The sequence below is a fragment of the Rhodococcus koreensis genome, assembly GCF_017068375.1.
GTDB classification, from domain to species: domain Bacteria; phylum Actinomycetota; class Actinomycetes; order Mycobacteriales; family Mycobacteriaceae; genus Rhodococcus_F; species Rhodococcus_F koreensis.
This window is the reverse complement of the sequence record NZ_CP070609.1, coordinates 1,924,464-1,948,482: the sequence shown is the minus strand read 5'-3', so window position 1 is coordinate 1,948,482 and position 24,019 is coordinate 1,924,464. Positions and strand designations below refer to the sequence as shown.

The 24,019-nt window shown below is 68.9% G+C and carries 22 protein-coding genes; 15 read left to right on the top strand and 7 right to left on the bottom strand.

The genetic code is table 11. The features are described 5' to 3' along the window. Positions 1-4: 4 nt before the first annotated feature. Entirely contained in the window at positions 5-2,122 is a 2,118-nt protein-coding gene (locus JWS14_RS09075; RefSeq protein ID WP_095865935.1) for an oxidoreductase, read from the bottom strand. Positions 2,123-2,331: 209 nt separating this feature from the next. Here JWS14_RS09075 and JWS14_RS09070 point away from each other — a divergent pair, with 209 nt between their 5' ends. From JWS14_RS09070 to JWS14_RS09060, 3 genes are all read left to right on the top strand, one after another. After that, positions 2,332-2,949 carry a TetR/AcrR family transcriptional regulator gene (locus JWS14_RS09070; RefSeq protein WP_072944279.1) on the top strand — a complete coding sequence of 206 codons (618 nt, stop codon included), beginning with the start codon at positions 2,332-2,334 and terminating at the stop codon, positions 2,947-2,949. A 200-nt stretch (positions 2,950-3,149) separates the two neighbouring features. Further along, the gene (locus tag JWS14_RS09065) at positions 3,150-4,691 is read left to right on the top strand and encodes an APC family permease (RefSeq protein WP_072944065.1); all 1,542 of its coding nucleotides are present in this window, start codon (positions 3,150-3,152) and stop codon (positions 4,689-4,691) included. 86 nt (positions 4,692-4,777) lie between these two features. Continuing rightward, complete coding sequence (locus JWS14_RS09060) at positions 4,778-5,704, top strand: LysR family transcriptional regulator (protein ID WP_206012939.1); 927 nt, start codon at positions 4,778-4,780, stop codon at positions 5,702-5,704. Here the strand turns inward: JWS14_RS09060 and JWS14_RS09055 are convergent. After that, positions 5,701-6,906 (bottom strand): enhanced intracellular survival protein Eis, encoded by a 1,206-nt coding sequence (locus tag JWS14_RS09055; protein ID WP_206012938.1) that lies wholly within the window; start codon positions 6,904-6,906, stop codon positions 5,701-5,703. The genes JWS14_RS09060 and JWS14_RS09055 overlap by 4 nt on opposite strands. A gap of 119 nt (positions 6,907-7,025) precedes the next feature. Here JWS14_RS09055 and JWS14_RS09050 point away from each other — a divergent pair, with 119 nt between their 5' ends. After that, positions 7,026-7,703 (top strand): hypothetical protein, encoded by a 678-nt coding sequence (locus JWS14_RS09050; protein ID WP_072944070.1) that lies wholly within the window; start codon positions 7,026-7,028, stop codon positions 7,701-7,703. Here JWS14_RS09050 and JWS14_RS09045 read toward each other — a convergent pair. Further along, positions 7,661-8,569 (bottom strand): dienelactone hydrolase family protein, encoded by a 909-nt coding sequence (locus tag JWS14_RS09045; RefSeq protein WP_095865934.1) that lies wholly within the window; start codon positions 8,567-8,569, stop codon positions 7,661-7,663. The two genes, JWS14_RS09050 and JWS14_RS09045, sit on opposite strands and share 43 nt — an antisense overlap. 192 nt (positions 8,570-8,761) lie before the next feature. Here JWS14_RS09045 and JWS14_RS09040 point away from each other — a divergent pair, with 192 nt between their 5' ends. From JWS14_RS09040 to JWS14_RS09020, 5 genes are read left to right on the top strand one after another with little or no spacing between them, the layout of a single operon-like run. Beyond that, a complete protein-coding gene (locus tag JWS14_RS09040; protein WP_072944074.1) occupies positions 8,762-9,382 on the top strand; it encodes a flavin reductase family protein in 621 nt (206 codons plus the stop codon). Beyond that, positions 9,379-10,839 carry a 4-hydroxyphenylacetate 3-hydroxylase family protein gene (locus JWS14_RS09035; RefSeq protein ID WP_072944075.1) on the top strand — a complete coding sequence of 487 codons (1,461 nt, stop codon included), beginning with the start codon at positions 9,379-9,381 and terminating at the stop codon, positions 10,837-10,839. Before JWS14_RS09040 ends, JWS14_RS09035 begins: the two co-directional genes overlap by 4 nt. Further along, positions 10,836-11,249, top strand: coding sequence for a RidA family protein (locus JWS14_RS09030; protein WP_072944076.1), 414 nt, complete (start codon positions 10,836-10,838; stop codon positions 11,247-11,249). The genes JWS14_RS09035 and JWS14_RS09030 overlap by 4 nt, the downstream gene beginning before the upstream one ends. Beyond that, on the top strand, positions 11,246-11,917 hold the full coding sequence (locus tag JWS14_RS09025) for a DUF1028 domain-containing protein (protein WP_206012937.1): 672 nt from the start codon (positions 11,246-11,248) through the stop codon (positions 11,915-11,917). Before JWS14_RS09030 ends, JWS14_RS09025 begins: the two co-directional genes overlap by 4 nt. Beyond that, a complete protein-coding gene (locus JWS14_RS09020) occupies positions 11,914-13,071 on the top strand; it encodes a M20 family metallopeptidase (protein WP_206012936.1) in 1,158 nt (385 codons plus the stop codon). Before JWS14_RS09025 ends, JWS14_RS09020 begins: the two co-directional genes overlap by 4 nt. Here the strand turns inward: JWS14_RS09020 and JWS14_RS09015 are convergent. Further along, the gene (locus JWS14_RS09015) at positions 13,068-13,481 is read right to left on the bottom strand and encodes a VOC family protein (protein WP_072944081.1); all 414 of its coding nucleotides are present in this window, start codon (positions 13,479-13,481) and stop codon (positions 13,068-13,070) included. The genes JWS14_RS09020 and JWS14_RS09015 overlap by 4 nt on opposite strands. A gap of 273 nt (positions 13,482-13,754) precedes the next feature. Between JWS14_RS09015 and JWS14_RS09010 the strand changes: the two genes are divergently transcribed. The 3 genes from JWS14_RS09010 (at position 13,755) to JWS14_RS09000 (ending at position 15,812) form a co-directional block, all read left to right on the top strand. Then, positions 13,755-14,498 carry a DUF429 domain-containing protein gene (locus JWS14_RS09010; RefSeq protein ID WP_072944082.1) on the top strand — a complete coding sequence of 248 codons (744 nt, stop codon included), beginning with the start codon at positions 13,755-13,757 and terminating at the stop codon, positions 14,496-14,498. A gap of 107 nt (positions 14,499-14,605) precedes the next feature. Beyond that, on the top strand, positions 14,606-15,250 hold the full coding sequence (locus JWS14_RS09005) for a DNA alkylation repair protein (protein WP_241031659.1): 645 nt from the start codon (positions 14,606-14,608) through the stop codon (positions 15,248-15,250). Positions 15,251-15,356: 106 nt separating this feature from the next. Next, the gene (locus JWS14_RS09000) at positions 15,357-15,812 is read left to right on the top strand and encodes a tellurite resistance TerB family protein (protein WP_072944086.1); all 456 of its coding nucleotides are present in this window, start codon (positions 15,357-15,359) and stop codon (positions 15,810-15,812) included. Between the two features lie 41 nt (positions 15,813-15,853). Here the strand turns inward: JWS14_RS09000 and JWS14_RS08995 are convergent, their stop codons facing one another. Then, a complete protein-coding gene (locus JWS14_RS08995; protein WP_206015952.1) occupies positions 15,854-19,126 on the bottom strand; it encodes an arabinosyltransferase domain-containing protein in 3,273 nt (1,090 codons plus the stop codon). 124 nt (positions 19,127-19,250) lie between these two features. Between JWS14_RS08995 and JWS14_RS08990 the strand changes: the two genes are divergently transcribed. Then, positions 19,251-19,421, top strand: coding sequence for a hypothetical protein (locus tag JWS14_RS08990; RefSeq protein WP_167372207.1), 171 nt, complete (start codon positions 19,251-19,253; stop codon positions 19,419-19,421). 29 nt (positions 19,422-19,450) lie between these two features. Here JWS14_RS08990 and JWS14_RS08985 read toward each other — a convergent pair whose 3' ends face one another. Then, on the bottom strand, positions 19,451-20,086 hold the full coding sequence (locus tag JWS14_RS08985) for a DUF4232 domain-containing protein (RefSeq protein ID WP_206012934.1): 636 nt from the start codon (positions 20,084-20,086) through the stop codon (positions 19,451-19,453). A 162-nt stretch (positions 20,087-20,248) separates the two neighbouring features. On the opposite strand from JWS14_RS08985, the gene JWS14_RS08980 reads away from it, so the two are divergent. Next, positions 20,249-21,673 carry an aldehyde dehydrogenase family protein gene (locus JWS14_RS08980; RefSeq protein ID WP_206012933.1) on the top strand — a complete coding sequence of 475 codons (1,425 nt, stop codon included), beginning with the start codon at positions 20,249-20,251 and terminating at the stop codon, positions 21,671-21,673. Between the two features lie 161 nt (positions 21,674-21,834). Further along, positions 21,835-22,632, top strand: a complete 798-nt coding sequence (locus JWS14_RS08975; RefSeq protein WP_072944092.1) for an SDR family NAD(P)-dependent oxidoreductase — start codon at positions 21,835-21,837, stop codon at positions 22,630-22,632. Here the strand turns inward: JWS14_RS08975 and JWS14_RS08970 are convergent. After that, positions 22,626-24,008 (bottom strand): flavin monoamine oxidase family protein, encoded by a 1,383-nt coding sequence (locus JWS14_RS08970; protein WP_206012932.1) that lies wholly within the window; start codon positions 24,006-24,008, stop codon positions 22,626-22,628. The genes JWS14_RS08975 and JWS14_RS08970 overlap by 7 nt on opposite strands. Positions 24,009-24,019 lie beyond the last annotated feature (11 nt).

Below are 24,019 nucleotides of genomic sequence, written 5' to 3'. Positions count from 1 at the left end.
TTCCTCAATTCTGTGCGTTGGCGAACGGGGGGATCGTCAGTGTGCTGACGGGTTCGATCGACAGGCCGGTGACTTCCCGGCGGAAGGCGACGGGGCCCGGCGCGGGCGGTTCGTCGAGTTCCTCGGCGTACCGGTGCCCGGACCAGACGGCCGCTGCGATGGTGGACGGCGCCCAGGCGTCGCCGATGCCGCGGACGCTGCGCAGGTCGGCGGCGGCCCACTCGGATTCGCGCGACTGCAGGTCGTGGAACAGTCCGTCGTGCGGAAGCCGGGCGGTGACCAGGACGACGCCGTCCGCGTCGAAGAACTGTTCGTCGCCGGTGAACGCGCACACCGTGCGGACACCTTCGGGGGTGATCGCGGTGACAGCGCGGTTCACCTGAACGTGGACCCCGGCCTTGATGATTCGCTTGCGTATCCGGACCACTTCCATGGTGTTCGTCGTCCACTGCGACACGTGCGCGGCCGGAGTGATCAGGGTGACGTCGAATCCCTCCTTCGCCAGGAGTTCGGCGACGACCGCCCCGAGGTAGTAGTGGTCGTCGTCGAAGAGCACCACCTTGTTGCCCGCCGGTCGCAGCCCCGCCATCACGTCGTCCGGTGTGAGGACGTCGGCGTGGTCGTCGACGGGAACGGCGTGGGTGTGCCACCGGCCGACGCCGTCGCGGCGCCAACTCGAACCGGTGGCGACGACCACGTGGTGGAAGTCGTTGTCGATGACGTCGTCGGCGGTCATCTCGCTCTCCATGAACACGTCGACGTTGGACAACTTGCGGAGTTGCTGCTGCCGGTAGTCCACCACCCGGATCCAGGCGGACAGTCCGGGCAGCTTCGACTCCCGGGTCACCCGGCCACCGAGTTGCCTGCCGGCCTCGGCGAGGCTCACGGTGTAACCGCGTTGCCCGAGGGCACGCGCGGCCTCGAGGCCGGCGGGACCCGCACCGACCACGAGCACGTTCGACTCGCTCGACCGGACCTTGATCCGCTCCGGGTGCCAGCCGCGACGGAACTCCTCGCCCATCGTCGGGTTCTGGGTGCAGCGGATCGGAGACATCGTGAAGTCACCGGACACGCAGATGTTGCAGCCGATGCATTCGCGGATGTCCTCGAGGTTGCCCTCCTCGATCTTGCGGGGAAGGTACGGGTCGGCGATCGACGGTCGGGCCGCCCCGATGAAGTCGAGGATGCCGCTCTTGACCTGGTGCAGCATCGTGTCGGGCGAGGTGAAACGGCCGACACCGACGACGGGTTTGGTGGTGAGTTGCTTCAGTCCCCGAACGTACGGTTCCTGCTCCGCCTCGGGTCCGAACCGCGAGGTGACGGAGTCGTCCTCCCAGCTGCCGAGCACGAAGTCCCACAGGTCCGGGGTCTCGCCGAGCAGGCCGATCACGTCCTCGATCTCGCTGCGCGTGATGCCCTCGTCGCCGAGGAGTTCGTCGACGGAGATGCGGCACGCGACCGCGGCCTTGCCGTCGGCGACCTCGCGGGAATCCTCGAGGATCTCGCGGAGCAGGCGCACGCGGTTGGTGAGGCTGCCGCCGTACTCGTCCGTCCGGTTGTTGTAGCGACGGGACAGGAAGTGGTGCAGGCCGCCGATCGCGTGCCCGGCGTACACGTAGACGATGTCGTATTCGGCCTTCAACGACCGGCGCACCGCCTCCTTGTGCCAGTGCCGGAGGTCGGCGATGTCCGACTTGGTCATCTCCCTGGCCTGGACGGGGTCGTAGTTCCAGGAGACGACGGGCAGATTCTGCGGGCCGAGCGGGGTTTCGCGGCTGATCAGGTTGGGGCTGTTCAGGCCGTTGTGGGCGAGTTCGATGCCGGCGAGAGAACCGCCTTCGTGGATCTTCTCGGAGATCCTGGTGAGGGCGGGCAGGTCCTGATCGTCCCAGAGGCGCAGTTCGATGAACGGGCCGATGTCCGAGGTGGGGTGGATCTCGACCTGCTCGGTGCAGACGACCGCCCAGCCGCCCTCGGCCTTGACTCGCCGCATGTAGGCCTCGCCGGAGGGGTCGCGGTAGCCCATGCCGTTGCAGTGGGGGACCTGGAAGAACCGGTTGCGGGCGGTGACCGGTCCGATCTTGACCGGTTCGAACAGGATGTCGTATCGCGGATCACGCACGGTGGGTTCCTGACTGGAGACGGAGAGTGGGCTCGCTGTGGTGGCCTGCGCACTCGGCTGGCCGGCCGTTCCACTGTCGCCGAGACGGCGATTCTTTGCGATCTGTCTCAAATAATTGCCGATCGAGTAGTGAAAGTCCAGGCTCGGTGGGAGAAATACCGCCCCGATCGCGACTTGTTTATTGATGAAGTTCATCAATAATGGTGGTCATGGCACGTCCGAAGAGGCAGGGAGTCCGGCGCAGTGAGATGGTCTCGGCGGCCACCACCGCGATCACCAAGCGGGGCATGACCGGGCTGCGCATCAAGGACGTCGCGGAGGAGGCGGGCCTGTCGGCGGGTCTGGTCAGCTACTACTACCCGTCACTCGAGGATCTGCTCGTCGAGGTGCACGAGCACGCGGTCGACCGGTTCTACCGGCGCAGGCACGACGCCGTGCAGGATCTCGCCGATCCGGTCGAGCGGCTGCGCACCACGGTGCGGCTGGGCATCCCCGATGCCGCCGACGATCCGCTGTGCACGGTCCTCTACGAACTGCATCTCCACGCGAGCCGCAACGCGACGCACTCCGCGCTGCTGTCGACGCTGTTCGACCTGGAGGTGTCGCTGTACAGCACGGTGCTCGAGATCGGCCGGTCCCAGGGCGTGTTCACGCCGTCGATGCCCACCGAGGAGATCGCCCGCACCGCGGTGAGCCTCGAGGACGCCTACGGCCTGCACATCATCGCGCGGAACCGGCGCATCGAGCCGTGGACCGCGCGGAACAGCGTCCTCCGCTACCTCGACACCGTGCTGTCGTGCTCGATCGCCGAGTTCACCGCGGACTAGCCGCAGGGATTCACCCGAGTCTTGGCATCTGCAGAACTGATGCACTACCCCGGATCTTTGTGTTGTACAGATTTGCCGGGCGCGGACGAGAGTAGTGACCGGCATCACTGCGATGTTGCCGCCGAAGGCCGACGCCGCGCCGGCCGAAACGCGCTAGCGCGCAAGCACTTTCCTATCGACTCCAGCAACGAGGTGCACCGATGAGCGACAACACCCCGACCGCCCTGGCGGACGAACAGACACGACACCTGAAGAAGTCCCTCGGCCGTTTCGACATCGTCTTCCTCATCGTCGCGGCGGTGGTGTCGGTCGAGGTTCTCGGTCAGGTCTCCACGTTCGGCGCGGAGACCTTCACCTGGGCACTGGTTCTCGCGGTGTTCTTCCTGCTGCCGTACGGTCTGATCTTCGCCGAGATCGGCAGCACGTTCACGGGTGAGGGCGGCGTCTACGTGTGGGTCCGGCGGGCGTTCGGCCGGCCGCTCGCGGCCCTCGCGTCGCTGCTGACGTGGGTGACGCAGCCGGTGTGGGTCGGAGGGTCGATGGCGTTCATCGCCGCCGAGACCTGGAACCACTACGTCACCGCGTTCGAGGAGGGGTCGGTGACGGACTACCTGTTCAAGCTCGTCTTCATCTGGCTGACGGTGCTCGCGGCCGTGGTGAGCCTGGCACGAGGCAAATGGATTCCGACGGTCGGCGCGTTCCTGAAGATCGTCTTCCTGTTGTTCTTCCTCGTCACCACCGGGATCTATGCCGCGAAGAACGGTTTCGCCGGCATCTCGGCGGGCGACTTCAGCCCCACCCTCACCGGGCTCCTCGGGGTGACGCCGCTGCTGCTGTTCTCCTACCTCGGTTTCGAATCCGGGAACAGTGCCGCCGGGGAGATGAAGAACCCCGCCCGCGACGTCCCGATCTCGATCGCCCGCGCCTGCGGCATCGCCGCCGCGTCCTACCTGCTGCCGATCTTCGCGATCCTCCTGGTGGTGCCCGCGGACGACATCACCGGTGTCGGCGGCCTGCTCGAGGCGGTCGCGACCGTGTACAGCGTGTACGGACCCGCCGCACCCGCCATGCTGACCGTGACCGGGGTGATCTTCGCCGTGATCCTGATGACCCAGGGTGCGGCGTGGATGATCATCAGCGACCGCATGCAGGCGATGGCCGCGGCCGACGGCGCCTTCTTCGGCGGGTTCTTCGGCCGATTCCATCCCCGCCTCGGAACGCCGGTGCGCGTCAACTTCCTGTCCGGAGTCGTCGCCACCGTCTTCATGATCGCGGCGATGCAGATCACCGGGTCCGGCGGTTCCATCTTCGCGGTGGTGCTGACGATCTCGATCTCGACGTTCCTGCTCAGCTACCTGATCGTCATCCCGTCCGCGGTCCGGCTGCGCACGCGGTTCCCGGACGTCGCGCGGCCCTTCCGGGTGCCTACCGGGAACGTCGGCTTCCGCGTCCTCGGCTCCCTCTGCTTCGCCTGGGTGCTGCTCGGTTCCTGGGTGGCGGTGTTCCCCGGCACGCTGGAATCGGTGTTCGGCCTGGACTACGACTTCGCGGAGATCTGGGGCGTGAGCCAGGGGACGTTCGAACTGTTCACCCTCGGGACGCTGGCCGTGCTCGCGCTCCTCGGCGCGGTCGGCTACGTGCGGGGCGCGTCGGTGCGGTCCGCGACCGGCCCGCGCACCGCGCGAGAGGACGGCCCCGGGTCGGAGCCGGACCCCGGCCTCGTGAAGGCCGACGTCCGCTGACGGCGTCGCGGCCACAGCGGGTGCCGTGGGTGGCTCCCCGGTCGGAGACCTGCGATCCTGGTGGCCTCAGATCCCGAGGAGAGCGCATGCAACGACGACCCGACGTGACGTTCACCCAGCTCAGGTATTTCGTCGAGGCCGCGAACTTCTCCAGCATGACGAAGGCCGCCGACGAACTGATGGTCGCGCAGTCGGCGGTCTCGTCGGCGATCTCCCAACTCGAGCACCAGATCGGCACCCAGCTGTTCATCCGGCAACGGTCCCGCGGACTCGTTCTCACGGCGGCGGGGGAGGAGATGCTCCGCGACACCCGCAGCGTCCTCGCCCATCTCGGGGAGGTCCTCGACGCGGCGCGCGGCCACGAGGACAACGTCCGGGGAACGGTGCGCCTGGCCTGTTTCGTCACCCTCACCCCGTTCATCCTCCCGACGCTCATCTCGGACCTGCGCGATCAGCACCCCGACCTGGAGGTGGAAGTCGTCGAGACCCAGGCGGAGGCGGTCCGGGCGGCGCTGCGCAACGGCACCGCGGAACTGGCCCTCACCTACGACCTCGCGCTGGGCGAAGACATGGAGACGGAGACGCTGGGCGTCGCCAGGCCGCACGTCGTCCTGCCGCCGGACCACCGGCTGGCCGGCCACGACGCGATCGCGCTCGCCGACCTCGAGGGCGAACCGATGGTGCTGCTGGACCTGCCGAGCAGCCGCGACTACTTCCTCGCCATGCTGTCGGGGTCGGGGGTCACCCCGATGGTCCGCTACCGGTCGGCGAGCTACGAAACGGTGCGTGGGCTCGTCGCCCGCGGCCACGGCTTCTCGATCCTGAACCAGCGGCCCGCCGAGGGCCGGACGTACGACGGCGGGAGGGTCGCGACACTGCCGATCGCCGACGACGTTCCCGGACTCCCCGTCGTCCTCGCCCGGCTCAGAGGGGTCCGGAGTACGGCGAGGGCCCGGGCCGTCGCCGAGCGGGCGCGGGCCGTGTTCGCGAAACAGGCACGGACGGCGGGCTAGAACCCCCAGCCCATCTGGGCGTCGCGGTCGGAGCCGAACGCGTGCTCGAACCGGTCGAGGACGTCGGCGTCGGCGGCCCACAGCCGGTTCGCGGCCGCCAACGTCCGCGCCCGGTGCGCCCCGAGGTACAGGCTGCCGAGCACGTCGAGGTCGAGGGCCACCTGCGGTGCGGCGTCGGTCCGTGTGCACACGGCCTTGCTGTCCCGGACGGTGAGGGCGAATGTGCCACCGGCGTCCAGGAACCCGTCGTCGACCTGGACCACGACGTCGAGGTCGCCGCGGAACGTGCGGGCCTCCAGCGCGGCGGGGACGTCCATGATCCGCACCCACAACTCGTCGTGACGCGAGGCGGTGCGCACGAGCCGGCCGTCGGTGAGCAGATAGGGCAGCGGATCCTCGGGGGTGAGGTTTGCTTCGATGCGGCGCACGAGGTCGAGGCCGAGCATCGCCCGCCACAGCGCAGCGTGGGCGTCGCCGGTGACCGTGCGGATCTCCTCCACCCGGGCGAATGATCCGTTGTCGCCGGAGGCGCGGCGGTACAGCACGTAGCCGCCGTCGTGGACCAGCCCGAACAAGGCTGTGCCGCCACCGCGCTCGCTCTCGCGGTCGGCGAAGATCCGGTTCCACACGATCTCCGGCCGCACCTGCGCACCGGGCGTCACCTGCTGCCAGCGGTGGTAGACGTCCGTGAATGCGGGTCGGGCCTCCGCGGGATGGACCATCCGCACACCGCCGGGGTCCGGCGCCTTCGGGTGCGGGACGGCGAACCGGCGGTCGATGCTCACCGTCGACTCGACGGTCGCGGGTCCGTACCCGAACCGCCCGTAGATGCCGCCCTCGCTGGCGGTGAGAATCGACAGCGGCACGCCCGACGCCCGGATCCGTGCGTGGTGTTCGGTGTACAGCGCGCGGAGAACGCCGCGCCGACGATGGGTGGGCGCGACCGTGACCGCGGTGACGCCCGCCGCCGCGACGCTGCCGCCGCCGGGAACGGTGACGGTCATGGGAATGTCCATCGTCGCGCCGACGACCTCGTCCCCGTCCAGCGCGATCACCGGTGGTTCGCCGCTGACGAGCTGCCTCCAGTGGGCGGTGAATTCCTCCGTCTGCGGTGTCACGAAGCAGATCTCGTTGAGCACGACGATCTTCGGCCAGTCCTGCTCGGTCGCAGTTCTGATCGTGATTCCGCCGATGCTCGTCATGGTTCGACACTGGCACACCCCGCGTGGACTCGCAGCCGAATTTCCGCGCCCGGCCTTGACCGGGCCCGGGTCTTCGGAGAGTCTGAGGACCCGGGCCGACGGGTGAGGGGGACGTCACGATGTCGAAGGACCGCACCTCGTCTTCGCCGCGCCGGGTGCTGCGCCTGCGCCGGGAGTCCTGGGGATTCGTCATCGGCTCCGTCCTGTTCGGACTCGCGGCCACGCGGGTGTACGGCGACGCGGTCGGCCCGGAACTCGACAACATCACCTACTTCGTCGGATCGTTGTTCTTCACCGCCGCCGGATTCATCCAGTTGTCGCTCAGCGGCCGACCGGTGCCCGGGGCGGAATCGCACCGGGTGGAACGCTACGACTGGTGGGCCGCACTGATCCAGTTCGTCGGCACGCTCCTGTTCAACGTGAGTACCGCGGTCGCTCTGATCCAGGGGCTCACCGTCGAACAGGACCGGGTGTGGGGGTGGCGGCCCGACCTCTTCGGGTCGACGGCGTTCCTGGTCGCCAGCGGTCTGGCGGTGGTGGCCACCACCGAAACCGACAAGCTGTGGGATCCGCACGCCCGCAACTGGCGCAGCACCTGGCTGAACATGATCGGGTCGGTGGCGTTCGGGGTGTCCGCGGTCGGCGCGTACATCGTCCCGGGCACGGACGTGTTGAAGAACGCGACGGTCGCGGACCTGGGCACGTTCGTGGGCGCGGTCTGCTTCCTCGTGGCGGCGCTGCTGATGCGCCCGCCTCACCCCAGGTATTCGCCGAACCAGGCGAGGACGCGCTCGTAGGCCTCCGCCGCCGCGGTCGCGTTGTACCGGGGCCCGGTGTCGTTGAAGAACGCGTGATCGGCGCCCGGAACGGTGACGATCTCGTGCGGCAGCCCCGCCTTCGCGAGTGCCGCGGCGGCGGCATCGCGGGAGGCGTTCACCCTCGCGTCCAGCTCCGCGTAGATGGCGAGGACCGCGGCCTTCGACCCGGAGAAGTCCGCGCCCTCGGGTAGGGGACCGTAGAAGGGGACGGCCGCGGCCAGTCGCGGTTCGCCGGATGCGAGGAGTTGCCACACCATCCCACCGCCGAAACAGAACCCGACCGCCGCCGCCTTCTTGTCCGGTACCCGGCGGCCGAGTTCGTCGACCCCGGACTTCATGTCGGCGACGAAGCGTTCCGGCGGCACAGTGGCCAGCGCGGCGGTGGCCTGGGCCTGGTCGGTGAACGTCGCGGTCCCGCCCTCCTCCGACAGCAGGTCGATGGCGAGCGCCGAGTAGCCGGCACCGGCGAATCGGCCCGCCACCGAACGGATGTGGTCGGTGAGGCCCTTGTTCTCGTGGATCACGAGCACCGTTCCGCGGGGCGTGGCCGCTTCGGCCCAGGCGCCCTGCAGGACCCGTCCGTCCGGGCCTGCGAACGTCACGGCCTCGGTGCCCACGGCGTCGGCCGTTCCGGGTGGCGGGGGTGTCGCTCCACCGGGTGTCACCGGCGCCGACGTCGACGACTGCTCGTCGCTGCCGCTCGAGCACGCGGCGAGCAGGGAGGTCGCCGCCGCCACGCCGAGGCCGATGAGTCCGAGCCTGCGCAGCGCCTCCCGGCGCGTCAACAGCCCGTCGGCGTGGTCGATCGCGATCTCTTCGGCTATGTAGCGCTGCAGTGGCGTCATGATCGTCCCCGTCCGCATCGGCTGATGTAGGAATTATCGCTGGTCCGGGCGCCGCGGGTCACCCGTTCGCGCTGCATCGATTTTCATTATGCAGTGCTCCACTTATCTGTGTTGTACAGATTTCGCCGTGGACTTCAAGATTGGTTCCACGGCACGAACTCCTCGCTCACCGCACACAGAAAGGAGCCCGTCATGCCGATCGCCGACCCTCACTCAGCCGTCGAAACGACGGCCCGAACATCGGTGGCCCCACCGGTGCCGGACAACTCGACCGCGAACTTCGTCACGGCCATGGGCGCCGTCGCGACCGGGGTCACCGTCGTCGCGACCGACGGTCCCGGCGGGCGCGCCGCGCAGACCGTGAGCGCGATGTGCTCCGTGTCGGCAGACCCGGCGCTGGTGCTGGTCTGCCTCCACGGACGGAGCCCCGTCAACGACGCGATCTCCGAGAACGGCGTCTTCTGCGTCAATGTGCTTGCCACCCAGCACGATCACGTCGCCGACACGTTCGCGGGCCGTCCGTGGCCCGGTAAGCAGCGGTGGGACTTCACCTGTGGGCACTGGACCGTGGCCGCATCCGGTTCACCCCGCGTGCACGACGCGATCGCGTCGTTCGACTGCGCCGTCCACGAGGTCATCGACGCCGGCACCCACCGCGTCTACATCGGGCGTGTCGCCGCCGTGGAGTCGCACTCCGGGGAACCGCTCGTCTATGCGTCCCGCACCTACAGCAAGCCCGCAGCATTCGAACCTTCCACCTTTCCCGACTACCCGGACGCACACCCCGCGCCCAGGACCAGGAGCACGAAATGATCCGCACCGGTGACGAATACAGGGAGTCCATCAGAGACGGCCGTGAGGTCTGGGTCGACGGGGAACGCGTCAAGGACGTCGCCGACCATCCCATGTTCAAGCCGATCGTCGACGTCCGGGCCCGCATCTACGACCTCGCGCACGCGGAGGCCACGCAGGACGCGATGACCTACGTCGACCCCGACTCCGGTGAACGCAACGCCGTCGCCAACAAGCTGCCCCGCACCCAGCAGGACTGGCTCGACAAGCGCGCCGCCGTCGACCTGGTGCTCGACGACACCCGGGGTGTGGTCACCCGCGTCGGCGACGAGACCATCGGCGAGATGTGGTCGCTGTTCGACGGGCAGGACGTCCTCAACGAGGTGGACCCGCGCTTCTCGGAGAACATCCGCCGCCATCTCGAGCGGTCGATTCGAGAGGATCCGTTCCACGTGTCGGCGAACACCGACCCCAAGGGCGACCGGTCCAAGGCCCCGCAGGATCAGGATCCCGACATGCTGCTGCACGTCGTGAAGGAGACCGACAACGGCATCGTCGTGCGCGGCGCCAAGTACGAGACCGCCGCCGCGTATTCCAACCAGGCATTCACCAAGCCGACCATCGCGAACTGGGGCAACAGCGAACTGTCCGACTACGCCGTCGGATTCGTGCTCGACATGGGTGCGCCGGGGCTGAAGTACATCTCCCGCAACGGGTTCGCCGGCCGCGCACCCGCCGCCGACTACCCGCTCGCCAACCGGGTCGACGAGGTCGAGTCCCTCGTCGTGTTCGACGACGTCGAGATTCCCTGGGAAGATGTGCTGTTCTACCGGCACACCCGGGCCGCGACATTCATCCGCTCCACCCTGCACCGCTACAGCGCGTTCCCGTTCGTGCAGCGCACCCTGCACCTCGCCGACCTCATGATCGGATCGGCGCTGTGGAACGTCAAGCAGAGCGGGCTCGAGAAGCAGCAGGCCGTGCAGGAGAAGCTCGCCCAGCTCGCCTGCTACCGGGAGACGATCAACGCCCACCTCACCGCCGCGATCTCGCTGGCCGAGCCCAGCCCCGGTGGCCTGCTCATGCCCAACCAGTCGCTGCTCTACACCGGCCGGGTGATGGCGCTCAGCCAGCTGCCCGCGATGATGCACATCGCCCGCGAACTGTGCGGCGGCCAGATCTGCATCACCCCGGACGCCGCCACGTTCGCCGACCCGGACGTCGCGCCGTGGCTGGAGAAGTTCTACTCCATCAACGACAACTGGGTGGCCGACGACCGTCGCAAGCTCCTCGCGTTCGCCCGCGACCTGCTCAACAGCGACTACGCCGGACACCGGCTGACGTTCCAGCTCTTCGCCCAGTCGCCGCCCTTCGCGCAGCTCGCCGCCGTGTACCGCAACTTCGACTTCGACGGGCCGCTCGGCCTCGTCAAGGCCGCGGCGGGACTGTCCGACAACGTCGACGGAGATGCCGCATGACCACCCACACCCGCATCCGCCCGTTCAACACCCGCGAGACATACCCGGAACAGAACCTCGACAACGATCTCGCCCAGGCCGTCGTCGCCGGCGGCGTCGTGTACCTGCGCGGGCAGATCGGCCAGGACCTCGACACGAGGGAGTCCGTCGGAATCGGCGACGTCGAGGCCCAGGCCGAGAAGGCGATGGCGAACATCGCGATGCTGCTGAAGGAATCGGGCAGCTGCCTCGAGGACGTCGTCAAGGTCACCATCTACCTGGTCGACGTCCGGTACCGGGAGACCGTCTACCGGGTGGTCGGGCGCTGGCTTAAGGGTGTGCATCCGGTGTCCACCGGCATCGTCGTCGACGCCCTGGCCCGGCCCGAATGGCTCGTCGAGATCGACGCGACGGCAGTGATCAGCTCATGACGTTCTCACTCGTCGCCCGTGATCCCGGGGGCGCGTTCGGGATGGTCGTGTGCTCCTCCAGCCCCGCCGTGGCGTCGCGCTGCCTGCACGTGCGGTCCGGCGTCGGCGTCGTCGCCTCCCAGAACGTCACCAATCCGCAGCTGGGACCGATCGGCCTGGACGCGCTCGCGTCTGGCGATAACGCGGAAGTCGCGCTGAAATCCGTACTCGCGCAGGAGAAGTTCCCGGAATACCGGCAGATCGTCGTCGTGGATGCGGACGGCGGCACCGCGGTGCACTCGGGCGCGCGGACGCTGGGCATCCACAGCAGCGCGCAGGGCGGCGGGGCCGCCGTCGCAGGCAACATGCTCCGCGACGAAGGCGTCATCCGGTCGCTGCTGTTCGGCTACGTGTCGAGCACGGCCCCGACGTTCGAGGGCCGGTTGCTCGACGGTCTCACCGCCGCGGTCACCGCGGGCGGCGAGGCCGGACCCGTGCACTCCGCGGGAATGCAGGTGGTCGAGGACGTGCCGTGGGCCGTCACCGATCTGCGTGTCGACTGGCACGACGACCCGGTCGGCGAACTGCGCCGGCTGTGGACGGTGTGGGAGCCGCAGAAGCGGGACTACCGGGTGCGGGGCGTCGACCCCACGGCCGCCCCGTCCTACGGCGTGCCGGGTGACCTATGAATGCCGACAACGCGATTCGCGACGGAGCCAGGCGCGCCGAAGACCGGATTTTGGCGCTGTCACACGACCTGCACGCCCACCCGGAGGTCGCATGGGAGGAGGCACGCTCGTGCGTCCGGGTCGCCGGGGTGCTCTCGGACGCCGGCTTCGCGGTGGAGCAGCAGTACGTCGGGCTGCCCACCGCGTTCCGCGCGCACGTCGGCACCGGGCCGCTGCACCTCGCGGTCTGCGCAGAATACGACGCGCTCCCCGGCCTCGGCCACGCGTGCGGGCACAACGTCATCTCCGCCATCTCGGTGGGGACGGCGCTGGCCCTCGCGCCGCTCGTCGACGACCTCGGCATCACCCTGTCGGTGCTCGGCACCCCCGCCGAGGAAGGCGGGGGCGGCAAGATCGAGATGCTGAAACGCGGGGCGTTCGAGGGCGTCCACGCCGCCGTCATGGCCCACCCCGGACCCGTCGACGTCGCCCGCGCCGAGCCGTACGCGGTGTCCCACAGCCACATCCGATACGACGGCAAGGCCGCACACGCGGCGGCGTACCCGGAGCGCGGCGTCAACGCGGCCGACGCGTTCACCGTCGCGCAGGTCGCCATCGGGCTGCTCCGGCAGCAGCTTCCGCCGAACACCCGCGTCCACGGGATGATGACCCGCGGGGGAGAAGCGCCCAACGCCATTCCCCAGCGCACCGAAGGCCGCTGGTACGTACGCGCCGAGACCCTGGACGAGCTGGCCCGCATCGAACCCCGGGTCGCCCGCTGCTTCGAGGCCGGCGCCGTCGCCACCGGCTGCGAACTGACCATCGCCCCGGAAAGCGAACCGTACTCGGAGTTCCGCACCGACGAAGCGCTGCTCACGTCGTACGTCCGGCACGCGCAGGGACTGGGCAGGGTGTTCCGCACCGGCCCGGACTCGCTGATGAACCGGGCCTCCACCGACATGGGCAACGTCTCGCAGGTGATTCCCGCGATCCACCCCTACATCGGCATCGACTCGGCACCCGCCGTCAACCATCAGGCCGAGTTCGCTGCGGCCAGCGCCGCACCCGCCGCCGACCGGGCCGCCGTCGACGGCGCCCTCGCGCTGGCCCTGACCCTGCACGACGCCGCCTGCGGCTCCGCCACCCGTGAGTACTTATTAACCGCCCGACGTTAAGAAGTACTCACGGGTGCCGGAGGCGCAAAGAACTCCAGCGCAATGTTGTCGGGGTCGCGGAACGAGATTCCGGACCCGTAGTGCGCCGTCTTGATGCCCCCGTGCTCGATTCCGAGTGCGTCGAGCCGCTCCACCCACCCGGGCAGTGCGTCGGGGGAACACTGGAATGCGATGTGGTCGAGCCCGACCTGCCGTTCGTCGAACCTCGCCGGGGCGCCGCTGTCGGGATGGGTGTGCAGGCCGAAGAGCATGCCCCCGTCGAGGGCGAACACCGTGTGGTGGAACGTGCCCGATTCCTCGTCCTCGTCCAGGACGGGTGCCGAACCGAACAATGCTGTGTACCAGGCGGTGCTGGCCGCCAGGTCGGACACGGTGATCGCGACGTGGGTGAGGCCCGGGAAACTGGACATCTGCGACTACTCTCTGCTCCGGTGAACGCGGGTGTCCTCCGACCCTAAAGGGCCGCCGCGATCCCGCGGTGGACAACGGCGAAACCCTGCCCGAGCGGCCGGGACCGCGATGCGCCAGGAGCAGGTAGACGGGCCCGGGCACCACCAGGCCGGCCTCGCGTTGCATCACTTCCGCAGATTCAGCAGGTCGGAGCGGAAACCGCCGCGAGCAGTAACGCGAATGTAACCGTAATGCCAGGTCAGCACCGATTCCCGGCGGTCTAACCTGGTCCGGTGCGCACCGTGGGAGTCGACCTGGCGGCCGAGCCGAAGAAGACGGCCCTGGCCGTTGTCGACTGGTCCGACGGCGTGGCCCGCGTCGAGTCGATCAGGCTGGGAGTCGGGAACGATGCCATCGCCGAGGCTGTCCTGGCGTGCGACAGGGCCGGTATCGACGCACCGTTCGGCTGGCCCGACGCGTTCGTCCGGATGGTGTCCGAACACCACGCCGGCCGGCTTCCCGCGACCGTCGGTCTCGCGAACCGCGAGGGACGTCGTCCGCTGACCAAGCGGCGCACCGACCTCGTGGTGCAGGCCGCGACGGGAATAGCGCCGCTCAGCGTGTCGGCGGACCTCATCGCACACGTCGCTTTGCGTTGCGCCGGCATCCTCGCCGAACTCGGCGACCTGGGCGTCGACGTCGGCCGCGTCGACGGGCGGGTGGTGGAGGCGTATCCGGCGGCAGCGCTCCGCACCTGGGGGCTGGTGTCACGCGGGTACAAGAGTGTGCAGAACCGGGTGACGTTGGGAGAGTTGGTCGACGCGTTCCTCGTTGCCGCGGATTGGATGGAACTCGGTGCATTCCAGACGATCTGCCGTGAATCGGACGACGCCCTCGACGCCGTGCTGGCCGCCGTCATCGCGCGGGCCGCGGCCCTCGGCTGCACGGCACTACCCGAAGGTGGCGACCGCGACGTCGCCGAGCGGGAGGGGTGGATTCACGTGCCGACTGCAGGCCTGCAGTCGCTGCGTCCTTAGAGGTCACGGAAGACGGTCGACGTAAGCTGGGCGCGATGTCGGGCGGAGAAGTAGAGGAGATCGTTGTGGCGACTCGTGCGGTACCGCAGGCCAGTGTCGGCGACGTGATGGCGGAACTGGCGGCCCTGGAAGATCCGAAGATCCGCGCCGTGAACGAACGCCACGGCGACGATCACGGTGTCAACCTCACCAAGCTGCGCGCAGTCGCGAAGAGTCTGAAGACCCAGCACGACCTCTCCGGTGAGCTGTGGGGGACGGGTGACACCGCGGCCCGTCTCGTTGCGATCCTGATCTGCCGCCCCAAGGCGTACTCCGCGTCCGAGTTGGACGCCATGCTCCGCGAAGCACGCGTCCCCAAGGTGCACGGCTGGCTCGTCAGCTACGTCGTCAAGAAGAGCCCGCACGTCGAAGAACTGCGCGTCGCGTGGTTCGCCGACGCCGACCCTGTCGTCGCCAGCGCGGGGTGGGCGCTGACCAGCGACCGCGTGGCGAAGGACTCCGGCGACCTCGATCTGCCCGAACTCCTCGACCTGATCGAGGCGCACATGAAGGATGCGCCGGACCGCCTGCAGTGGGCGATGAACGAATGCCTCGCCAACATCGGCATCCATCACCCCGAGCTTCGTGCCCGCGCGGTCGGCATCGGCGAACGCCTCGAAATCCTGAAGGACTACCCGACCCCGCCCAACTGCACGTCCCCGTACGCGCCGATCTGGATCAACGAGATCGTCCGCCGCCAGACCCAGAGCTAGCCGCGTGCGACTGCGCTGGTAGACCGACCGCGGCGACGTCCGCCCACGAAACCTGGCAAATTGGACACCACACGCACCGTGCGTGGGCACACGAAGAAGGAGTCCAATGGCTTTCTGGGATCAGCTGAAGGCAAAGGCGTTCGAGATGAACGGCCAGCTCAAGACGAAGACGGCGCAGTTCCAGAACAAGGAGTTCGCCAACGCCTCGATGGCCATGTGCGCCCTCATCGCCGCGGCGGACGGGACCATCGACCCGTCCGAGCGGCAGAAGACTGCGGGGTTGATCACCAGCAACGAGGCGCTCAGTGTGTTCCCCTCGGACGAGCTGAGCCAGAAGTTCGACTGGTACTGCAGCAAGCTGCAGTCCGATTTCGAGTTCGGCAAGATCGAGGCCACCGCCACCATCGCGAAGCTGAAGACCAAGCAGGATCAGGCTCGGGCCGTCATCCAGATCGGCATCGTCATCGGCGGCGCCGACGGCAACTTCGACCAGAACGAGCGAAACGTGGTGCGGGACGCCTGTTTCGCCGTCGGCATCGCGCCGGCCGAATTCGAACTCTGAGGTGAACGGTGACGCGCCCGGTGCGGGCGCGTCACCGACGCTCAGTAGGCGGTGATGATCGGCGCCGGATTCCACAGTCCCGAACGCTGAGTCCGGGTGGTGTCGATCTCCGCGGCCGTCGCACCCGCGTCGAGGGGGGAGTACTGCTCCACTCCGCCCCAGTCGCGGTCCCAGTCGTTCTTCAGATACGACGGTATGGTTCGGCTCGCCCGGGTCATCTCGATCCAGCCGAGGGGGCCGCCGCCGTACCGGTCCTGCCACAGGCTGGTCATGATCGCGCCGGGACGGTCCGGGAGGATCCGGTACTCGGGCGCCTCCGCGACACCGGCCCGGTGATCGAACGGTCGCTGGCACGGAAACGCAAGGCCCACAGCCCAGTCGATCATGACCGGCGATTCGGATCCGATCACGTCGTTCAGTGTCTGCGTCCGCGGAACCCGCGGCGGTGTCACCGCCAGCCACTGCTGCGGATCGCTGTCCGTGTCCGACGCCACCAGCCGGATGACATCCGTATCGGCCGGCAATGAATCGAGCGGAACCCGCAGATTGCGCCACGACGGCGCCGGACCGATGTCGATCGGCGTCACCCGTCCTGCGACCGCGACCGTGCCGTCCTGCTGCGCGGTGCCGTACTCCACCTCGAGGTTCTGGCCGTAGGTGACGACGCCGTCCGCGTCGACGGAGCGGATGCGACCCGCCGCGGCGATGGAGACGAGGTCACCGGCACCGGTATCCGATTCGGCACCGGGCAGCCGGTACCAGCCGGTGGTCAGCGACGCGTCGCCGTCGCTGCCGTCACTGCCGAGGACCGGGCTGCTCGCGGGGTCCAGTCCGAACGGCAATGCCACGGCACTGCCGTTGACACCCACCGCGCCGGCGCCGCCGCCGGTGCCCGCGGCGTTGCTCGACGCCGTCTGCTCGGTGTTGTCGGTCTTGACGGAGTTGGCGACACCCGCATCCGACGATTCCTCGTCGGCGCTCAGGTCTCCGGCGACACCGTTCGGGGTGAAGCCGACGCTGCCGGTGCCCGCGAGGGCGGTCGCCGCGTCACCGGACAGCGGTTGCAGCAGTGACGCGTTGGGATCGGTTTCGAGCAGGACGTCGTTGGCGAGGCCGCACGGTGCGCCGGTGACGGCGTCGACATTGGAGCGTGCGAGGGAGAACGCCGGGTACTGCGCGACCGCGCCCTTCGCCATCGACAGCACCTCGAACAGCACCATCGCGGCGGCCGCCACCGTCAACGGCGGGAGCGCCCACACGCGGCGCTTGCGCACGGAGTCGTTGCGCGCGTAGGGCTCGCGGAAGTAGCACCACGCCGCGATCAGCAGCATCACCAGGGTGGCGCCGAGCAGGATCGTGCCCGCACCGAGTCCGGCGATCGACACCGGCTTGTCCCACCACGGGACGCTGTAACTGGACACGTACCACCACCCGTTGGTGCTGGTGAAACACATCGCCAGCAGGAACAGCACGGCGGCCGCGAACAGGGCGCGGTTGCGTGGCGAGCGCACCACGGAGGCGCTCACCGCCACCGACGCCAGGGCGGCGAGCGACCCGGCGAGTCCCGCGTAGATACCGAAGTGGTGCGTCCACTTGGTGGGCGTGAACATCATCAGGCCCATCGCGGCGAGCGTGATGCCGATGAGCCGCCGCGACGGTCCGGCCGCGGTCCCGGGAATCCGGCCACCCTTGCGCAGCATCACCAGCACCGTCACCGCCAGGGACAGCACCATCACGAACACACCGAACCGGCGCGACAGCGAACCGTCGACGGAGATGTTCAACAGGTACTGGTAGCGGAGGTACTCGTCGAACCAGGGGACGTTGGGGCCGATGGCATGCACGTGCTGCATCTCCATGACGGCGGCGAGGGTCTGGTCGGCGAACACCGCCACCAGGATCACGGTTCCCGACGCGACGAGCGGCGCGAGCAGTGCCAGATAGCCCACGGTCTTGGCCCGCGCGATCACGATCTGCAGGATCGGCCGGGCGCCGGCGACGAGGGCGCCGAAGCAGATCAACCCGGACGGTCCCGCGGTCAGCGTGGCCGCGCCGACCAGGATCGCCACCGCGGCGGGCAGCAGCCGACGGGTCGCGACGGCGCGTTCCACCGAACACCACGTGAGCAGCACGCCCACCGCGACGATCGGTTCGGGCCGCAGACCGTTGTTGTAGGGGAGCCAGAACGCGAGGAACACCAGCCCGCCGGTCCACAGCGCGAGCCGGTTGCCCCGGACGGCGGCGCCGAGTCGCGGTGCCACCTCACGGCTGATCACCAGCCACGCGACGATGCCGGCGAGCAGCGCGGGCAGGCGCACGAACGGGCTGGCCGGTGTGATGTTCGCCAGCACCGCGAGGACGTCGTAATAGGGGGACCCGAACGGCGCCTCGGGGACGCCGTACCAGCGGAAGTAGTTGGCCATGTAGCCCGCGGCCTCGGACGTGCGGGCCATGTTGAACTGGTAGCCGTCGTCGGAGGTGGAGGCGCCGATGAAATGCCACAGCACCAGCGTGCCGATAACGACGGCGTCGACGGCCCCGAACGACCACCAGCGGGTGGGCAGGAATCGTCGTGCCCGGCGACCGTCCACGTTGTCGAGCCGGTGCAGTGCCACCAGGGCCAGAATCGTGGCCAGCGCACCCACCACCATGGCGACGAACTTGATCGTCGACGGCGTCGACGAGAACCGGCTGTCGATCTGCGCGCTCACCTGCAGTCCGTCGGGCACCGGCCCGTCGAGGTCGCTGAAGATGCCCACCATCTGCGGGCGGAGGTCGCCGTCGACGACGGTCGGGGCGTCCTGGCCTGCCGTCACGAATCCGGCGGTGGTCCGCGTCGAATCCGAGGACACCACGAGCGTGCAATCGGCGGGTAGCCCGTCCAGCGGTGACGACAGCAGGACCTGGTTCCGCAGCACCACCTCGACGCCGGCGGGACCGTCCGCGGTCGCCGGATTCACCCTGGCGACCAGTCCGTACCTCCCGGCGTCGGCGGCACCCGCGGGGGCGGTGGAGGTCAGCAGCCCGCCGCGGTCGGCGAGTTCGCCGACCGTCGAACAGGGGATTCGCACGTCGAGGCTCAGTGGCGCGTAGGAGACGAGCGGTGCCTCGACGCTTCCGGTGCTGCCGTTCTGCGGCCAGGTGAGGGTGGCGCTGTCCTGCTCGACCGGAAGGAACGGGAGCGACAAGGTGAGCAGTACACCGAAGAGGGACGCGACGATGGCGAGGAGACGGGCGGAGCGAACCGACTGACCGAGAGGAGACGACTGCGGCGGGGTCCCGATCGGCGACTCGTCCGAGTCGTCTCTGGACACATTCGCCGATTCCAGCCTGCTGTCAGTCACGACGTCGGATAGTACCCATCCGCGCCGATGGTGAGCGAAGGCAAGGAACAGTCCTGGTGGGAGGGATTCTCGCCCCCGAGGATCACATCAGGAGGTGTCTCATGATCCGCCACCGGCGCTCCGGCCGAGTGAGGAGATGATGGTGATGCCGCGGGCCGCGGCGGTGCCGAACCTCGGAATGCACTTCGCGGATGATCTCGAACATGCCTCCGCCCTCCTCCTGCGCGACCACGTCTATCCCGACCGTAGGTCGGGCCCGGGGTGAGCCGATTCACCCGGTGCGGGTGAACAAGGTCACCCCGTGACGGGCTGCACCGACAGCTGCTTCACGCCGGTCTGCGAACAGCCGGTGGTGGGGTAGGGGAGGAACACCGAACCGGTGTCGTTCGGCGGATACACCCGGAAACCCGCGACCGGCGTGGGGCCACACGTGTCGGCGGGATAGTTCTGCACCACCGTCGCACGCACCGCAGCGGTGGCCCGCGCGCCCGGAGCCACCGTCACGGGAGTCTCCGTTCCGCCGTCCCTCTCGGCCGCCGCACCCACCTGCGGGCCGTCCGGGGCCGCGACGTAGGACACCCCGGGGTATCCGTGGAGGATGCAGTCGCGGGTGCCGGTGTTGGTGAAGATGAGCGGGATCTCCTGCGATCCGGCCGCCCCGCTGGGCTGGCCGAGCGTCACCTGCAGTTCGCCGATCAGGCAGCGGTCGGGGTGCGCAGTGGTCGTCCCGGTCGGCGACGGCGCGGTGGTGGTCGTGGTGGTGGCGGCGGTGGTTGTCGTGGTGGCCGCCTCCGAAGTCGTCGAGGTGAGGCCGCCGGGCGAGGGTTCGGCGGTCCCCGACTCGTCCGTCGAGCCACATGCCGAGGCGGTGAGTGCGGCGGCGATACCGAGTACTCCGAGAAGGGTGCGTGCCGGTGACTGCGTGCGCATCTGATCGCTCCTCCTGCTGACTGTGCGGCGTACGTCGATGGTCCGCGATCGGCGGCGTCCCGGTGGGTGGTTCGGGGAGATCGCATTCGCCCCGAACAGGCGGGCTCCGGTCGTAGGCTGCGGGCGCAAGGTTTCCGCGACACTTTCACTGGAGGCAGATCGATGAGCGAAGTTCTGGACCGGACCAAGATCTACATCGACGGATCCTGGGTCGATTCGCAGGGGACGGGCCGGATCGACGTGGTCAACCCGGCCACGGAGGACGTCATCGCGGTGGTCGCCGAGGGCACCCCCGACGACGTCGATCGCGCCGCGACTGCCGCACGAGCCGCCTTCCCCGCATGGTCCGCGCTCAGCGGCACGGAACGCGGCGAGTACCTCCGGAAGGCGGCCGCCCTGATCAAGGAGCGCCTCGACGACTTCACCGCCCTGGTGTCCCGCGACATGGGCATGCCGCTGGGATTCGCGAAGCCCATCCAGATCGGGATGCCCCTCGCGAACCTCGCCGCGTTCGCCGAACTGGCCGCCACCTACGACTTCGACGCCCACGAGGTGGGCAACTCGCTGATCGTGCGCGAACCCATCGGGGTCGTCGGTGCGATCACCCCGTGGAACTTCCCGCTCCACCAGGTGGTGCTGAAGGTCGGCGGTGCGCTGGCCGCGGGCTGCACCGTGGTGCTCAAGCCGACCGAGGTCGCGCCGCTCGCCACCTATGCCCTCGCCGACATCTTCGACGAAATCGGTCTGCCGGCAGGCGTGTTCAACCTCGTCAGCGGATTCGGGCCGGTCGTGGGCGAGGCGATCGCCGGCCACCCCGAGGTGGACATGGTCTCGTTCACCGGCTCCACCCGGGCGGGCAAGAGGGTCGCGGTGGTCGCGGCCGAGACGGTGAAGAAGGTGGCACTCGAACTCGGCGGCAAGTCCGCCAACGTCATCCTCGACGACGCCGACCTGACGACGGCGGTCACCGACGGCGTGGCCAAGTGTTTCCTCAACTCCGGCCAGACCTGTTCGGCGCTCACCCGGATGCTGGTCCCCGCGGACAAGGTGGACGAGGCCTCCGCCATCGCGGCGAAGGTCGCGCAGAACTACTCGGTCGGCGACCCGACGGTCGCCACGTCGGTGCTCGGGCCGCTGGTGAACTCGAACCAGCTGAAGCGGGTCCGCGGCTTCATCGAACAGGGCATCGCGGAAGGCGCGCGCGCCGTCCTCGACGGCCGGGAGACCGGCCAGGATTCCGGCTACTTCGTCGGCCCCACCGTGTTCTCCGGTGTCACCGAGGACATGACCATCGCCAAGGAGGAGATCTTCGGTCCCGTCCTGTCGATCATCGGGTACCAGGACGAGGACGACGCCGTGCGGATCGCCAACGCGACGGAGTACGGGCTCGCCGCCGGCGTGTGGTCCGGAGACCAGGAGCGGGCCGACCGGGTCGCGCGGCAATTGCGCGCCGGCCAGGTCGAGGTGAACGGCGGCGCGTTCAACACCAACGCCCCGTTCGGCGGGTACAAGCAGTCGGGCATCGGTCGCGAGGCGGGCGTCCTCGGCTTCGAGGAGTTCCTCGAGATCAAGTCGATCCAACGGTAGGCGGCTTCGCCGCCCGTGCGCCTTTCTGGTAGTGACTGCTACCAGAAAGGCGCACGGGTGCGGAGCGCAATTGGCCTCACGCTGAACCGAATCCGTGACTCCCCGCCGTCGCGGTCCTACCCTCGAATCGAGGGGTGGACAGCGGAGATGAGGAGAACACAATGGATCTCGGTCTGAGCGGCAAACGGGCCGTCGTCACCGGCGGCAGCCGCGGAATCGGTCTCGCGATCGCGCGCAGCCTCGCGTCGGAGGGGGTCGACGTGGTGCTCGCGGCCAGGGGCGCCGAGGCGCTGGAACTGGCGGCGAAGACGCTGTCGCAGGAGACCGGCCGGAGGGTCATCGGGGTACCCACCGACACCGGCGACGACAAGTCGGTGCGCGCCCTCGTGCAGCGAACGGTGGACGAACTCGGCGGCGTCGACATTCTCGTGAACGCGGCGGCCACACCGTGGAGTGCGGGCAAGCCGAGCGACTTCGCGTCCACCACCGACGACGTGGTCCGCGGCGAACTCGAGATCAAGGTGCTCGGCTATCTGCGGACCGCCCGCGCGGTGGCACCGCACCTCGTCGAGCAGGGGTGGGGACGGATCATCAACATCAGCGGGCTCGGTGCACGCCAGGCCAACTCCATCGCGCAGACCGTCCGGAACGTCGGGGTGTCGGCGCTGACGAAGAACCTCGCCGACGAACTCGGACCGCACGGCGTCAACGTCACCGTGGTGCATCCCGGATTGACGCGGACGGAACGACTCGTCGACCGGCTGACGGAGCAGTCCGAGGCGGAAGGGGTGCCCGTTGCCGAACTGGAGTCGCGGCTGGCGACCAACTCGATCCACCGGTTGATCGACGCGAGCGAGGTCGCGGACGTCGTCACGTTCCTGGCGTCGCCGCGCAGCGTCGGGATCACCGGCGACGCGGTTGCGGTCGGTGGGGGTGCGCCGGGCGCCGTCTACTACTGAGCGTGGGCGGGTGACAGCACGCCGTCGCGCTGGGTGACTTCGCGGGCGGCGCGTTCACCGGAGCGGACGGCGCCGTCGACCCAGCCGCACATCACGGACGAACTCTCCGTGCCCGCCCAGTGGATGCGACCGCACGGCGCGCGGAGGGCGTGGCCGAACTGGGTGAGCACTCCCGTCGGTGCGTGGCTGAGCATGCCGCCGCCGGAGTACCGCTCCAGGCTCCAGTTCTGCTCGATGTAGTCGACGGGGGAGGCCGCTGCGGCTCCGAATCTCGCGGTCAACTCGCCGAGCACCGCCTTCTTCCGCTCCGCTTCCGGCAGCGTCCCCAGCGTGCGGGCGATCGGTCCCTCGACGATCACGCACAGAACGCCGGGACGTCCGGTGTCGGTGCAGGCGTCGATGGTGATCGTCGCGGGGGAGTCGGGGGCCGCCGACTGCCCCGACAATCCGTCGGCGCGCCAGAAGGGTTCGTCGTAAACGACGGCGATCTTCATGACGGCGCCGCTCGGCATCCTCTGGTGCAGGAACGACCGATCCATCGGGAGCAGGGGCTCGTAGAGGATCTGGCTCGCGATGGCGAGAGGCACCGCGACGATCGCTCTCCGCGCCCGCACGGCCAGGTCCCCGGAGCGAACGGTCACGCCGTCGCCGTCCTGCGCGAGGTCCCGGACGGGTTGCGACAGGTGGAGCGCGTCGCCGATCTCGGCTGCCATCGGACGGTAGACGGCCCCCATCCCGCCGACCGGCCGCGCATCCTCGGCCGCGTCCTTCACACCGAGAACGAAACCGGGACCGCCGCCGGACGCCATCTGATACAGCACGAACAGCATCGACACCTCGGATGCGGCGGACGTGTAGCAACCGGCGACGGCGGTCTCGAGAAGGTCGTGGGCAGGCTTGGACAACGTGTTGTCGCCGAGCCATTTCGCGAGACTGATCGCGTCCCACTTGGCGGCCTTCTTCGCCTCCCACGGCGCCTCGAGCGGGATCGTCTTGCACATCTGGCCGAGTTCGAAGAATACGGCGCCGAGATTCGCCGTGGCCCAGGGACTCATCGTCAGGGGAATCGTGCCCTTGTACCGGTACTGCTTGCCGTCGACGACCATCATGGCGTCGCCGTCGGTGTACTGCTTGTAACTCGGGACGCCGAATTCGTCCATCAGGGCGTAGATCCGGTCCTGCCCCGGCCCGATCCACGCGCCGCCGCGGTCGATCCACGAACCGTCGTCGCGGGTCTCGGTGAACGTGCGCCCGCCGATCCGGTCGCGGGCCTCCATCAGTGCAACCGTGTGCCCGGCCTGTTTCAGACGCAGCGCCGCCGTCAGTCCGGCGAATCCGGCTCCTACGACGCAATAGTCGACTTCGATGTCTGCCATGACGAATCCCC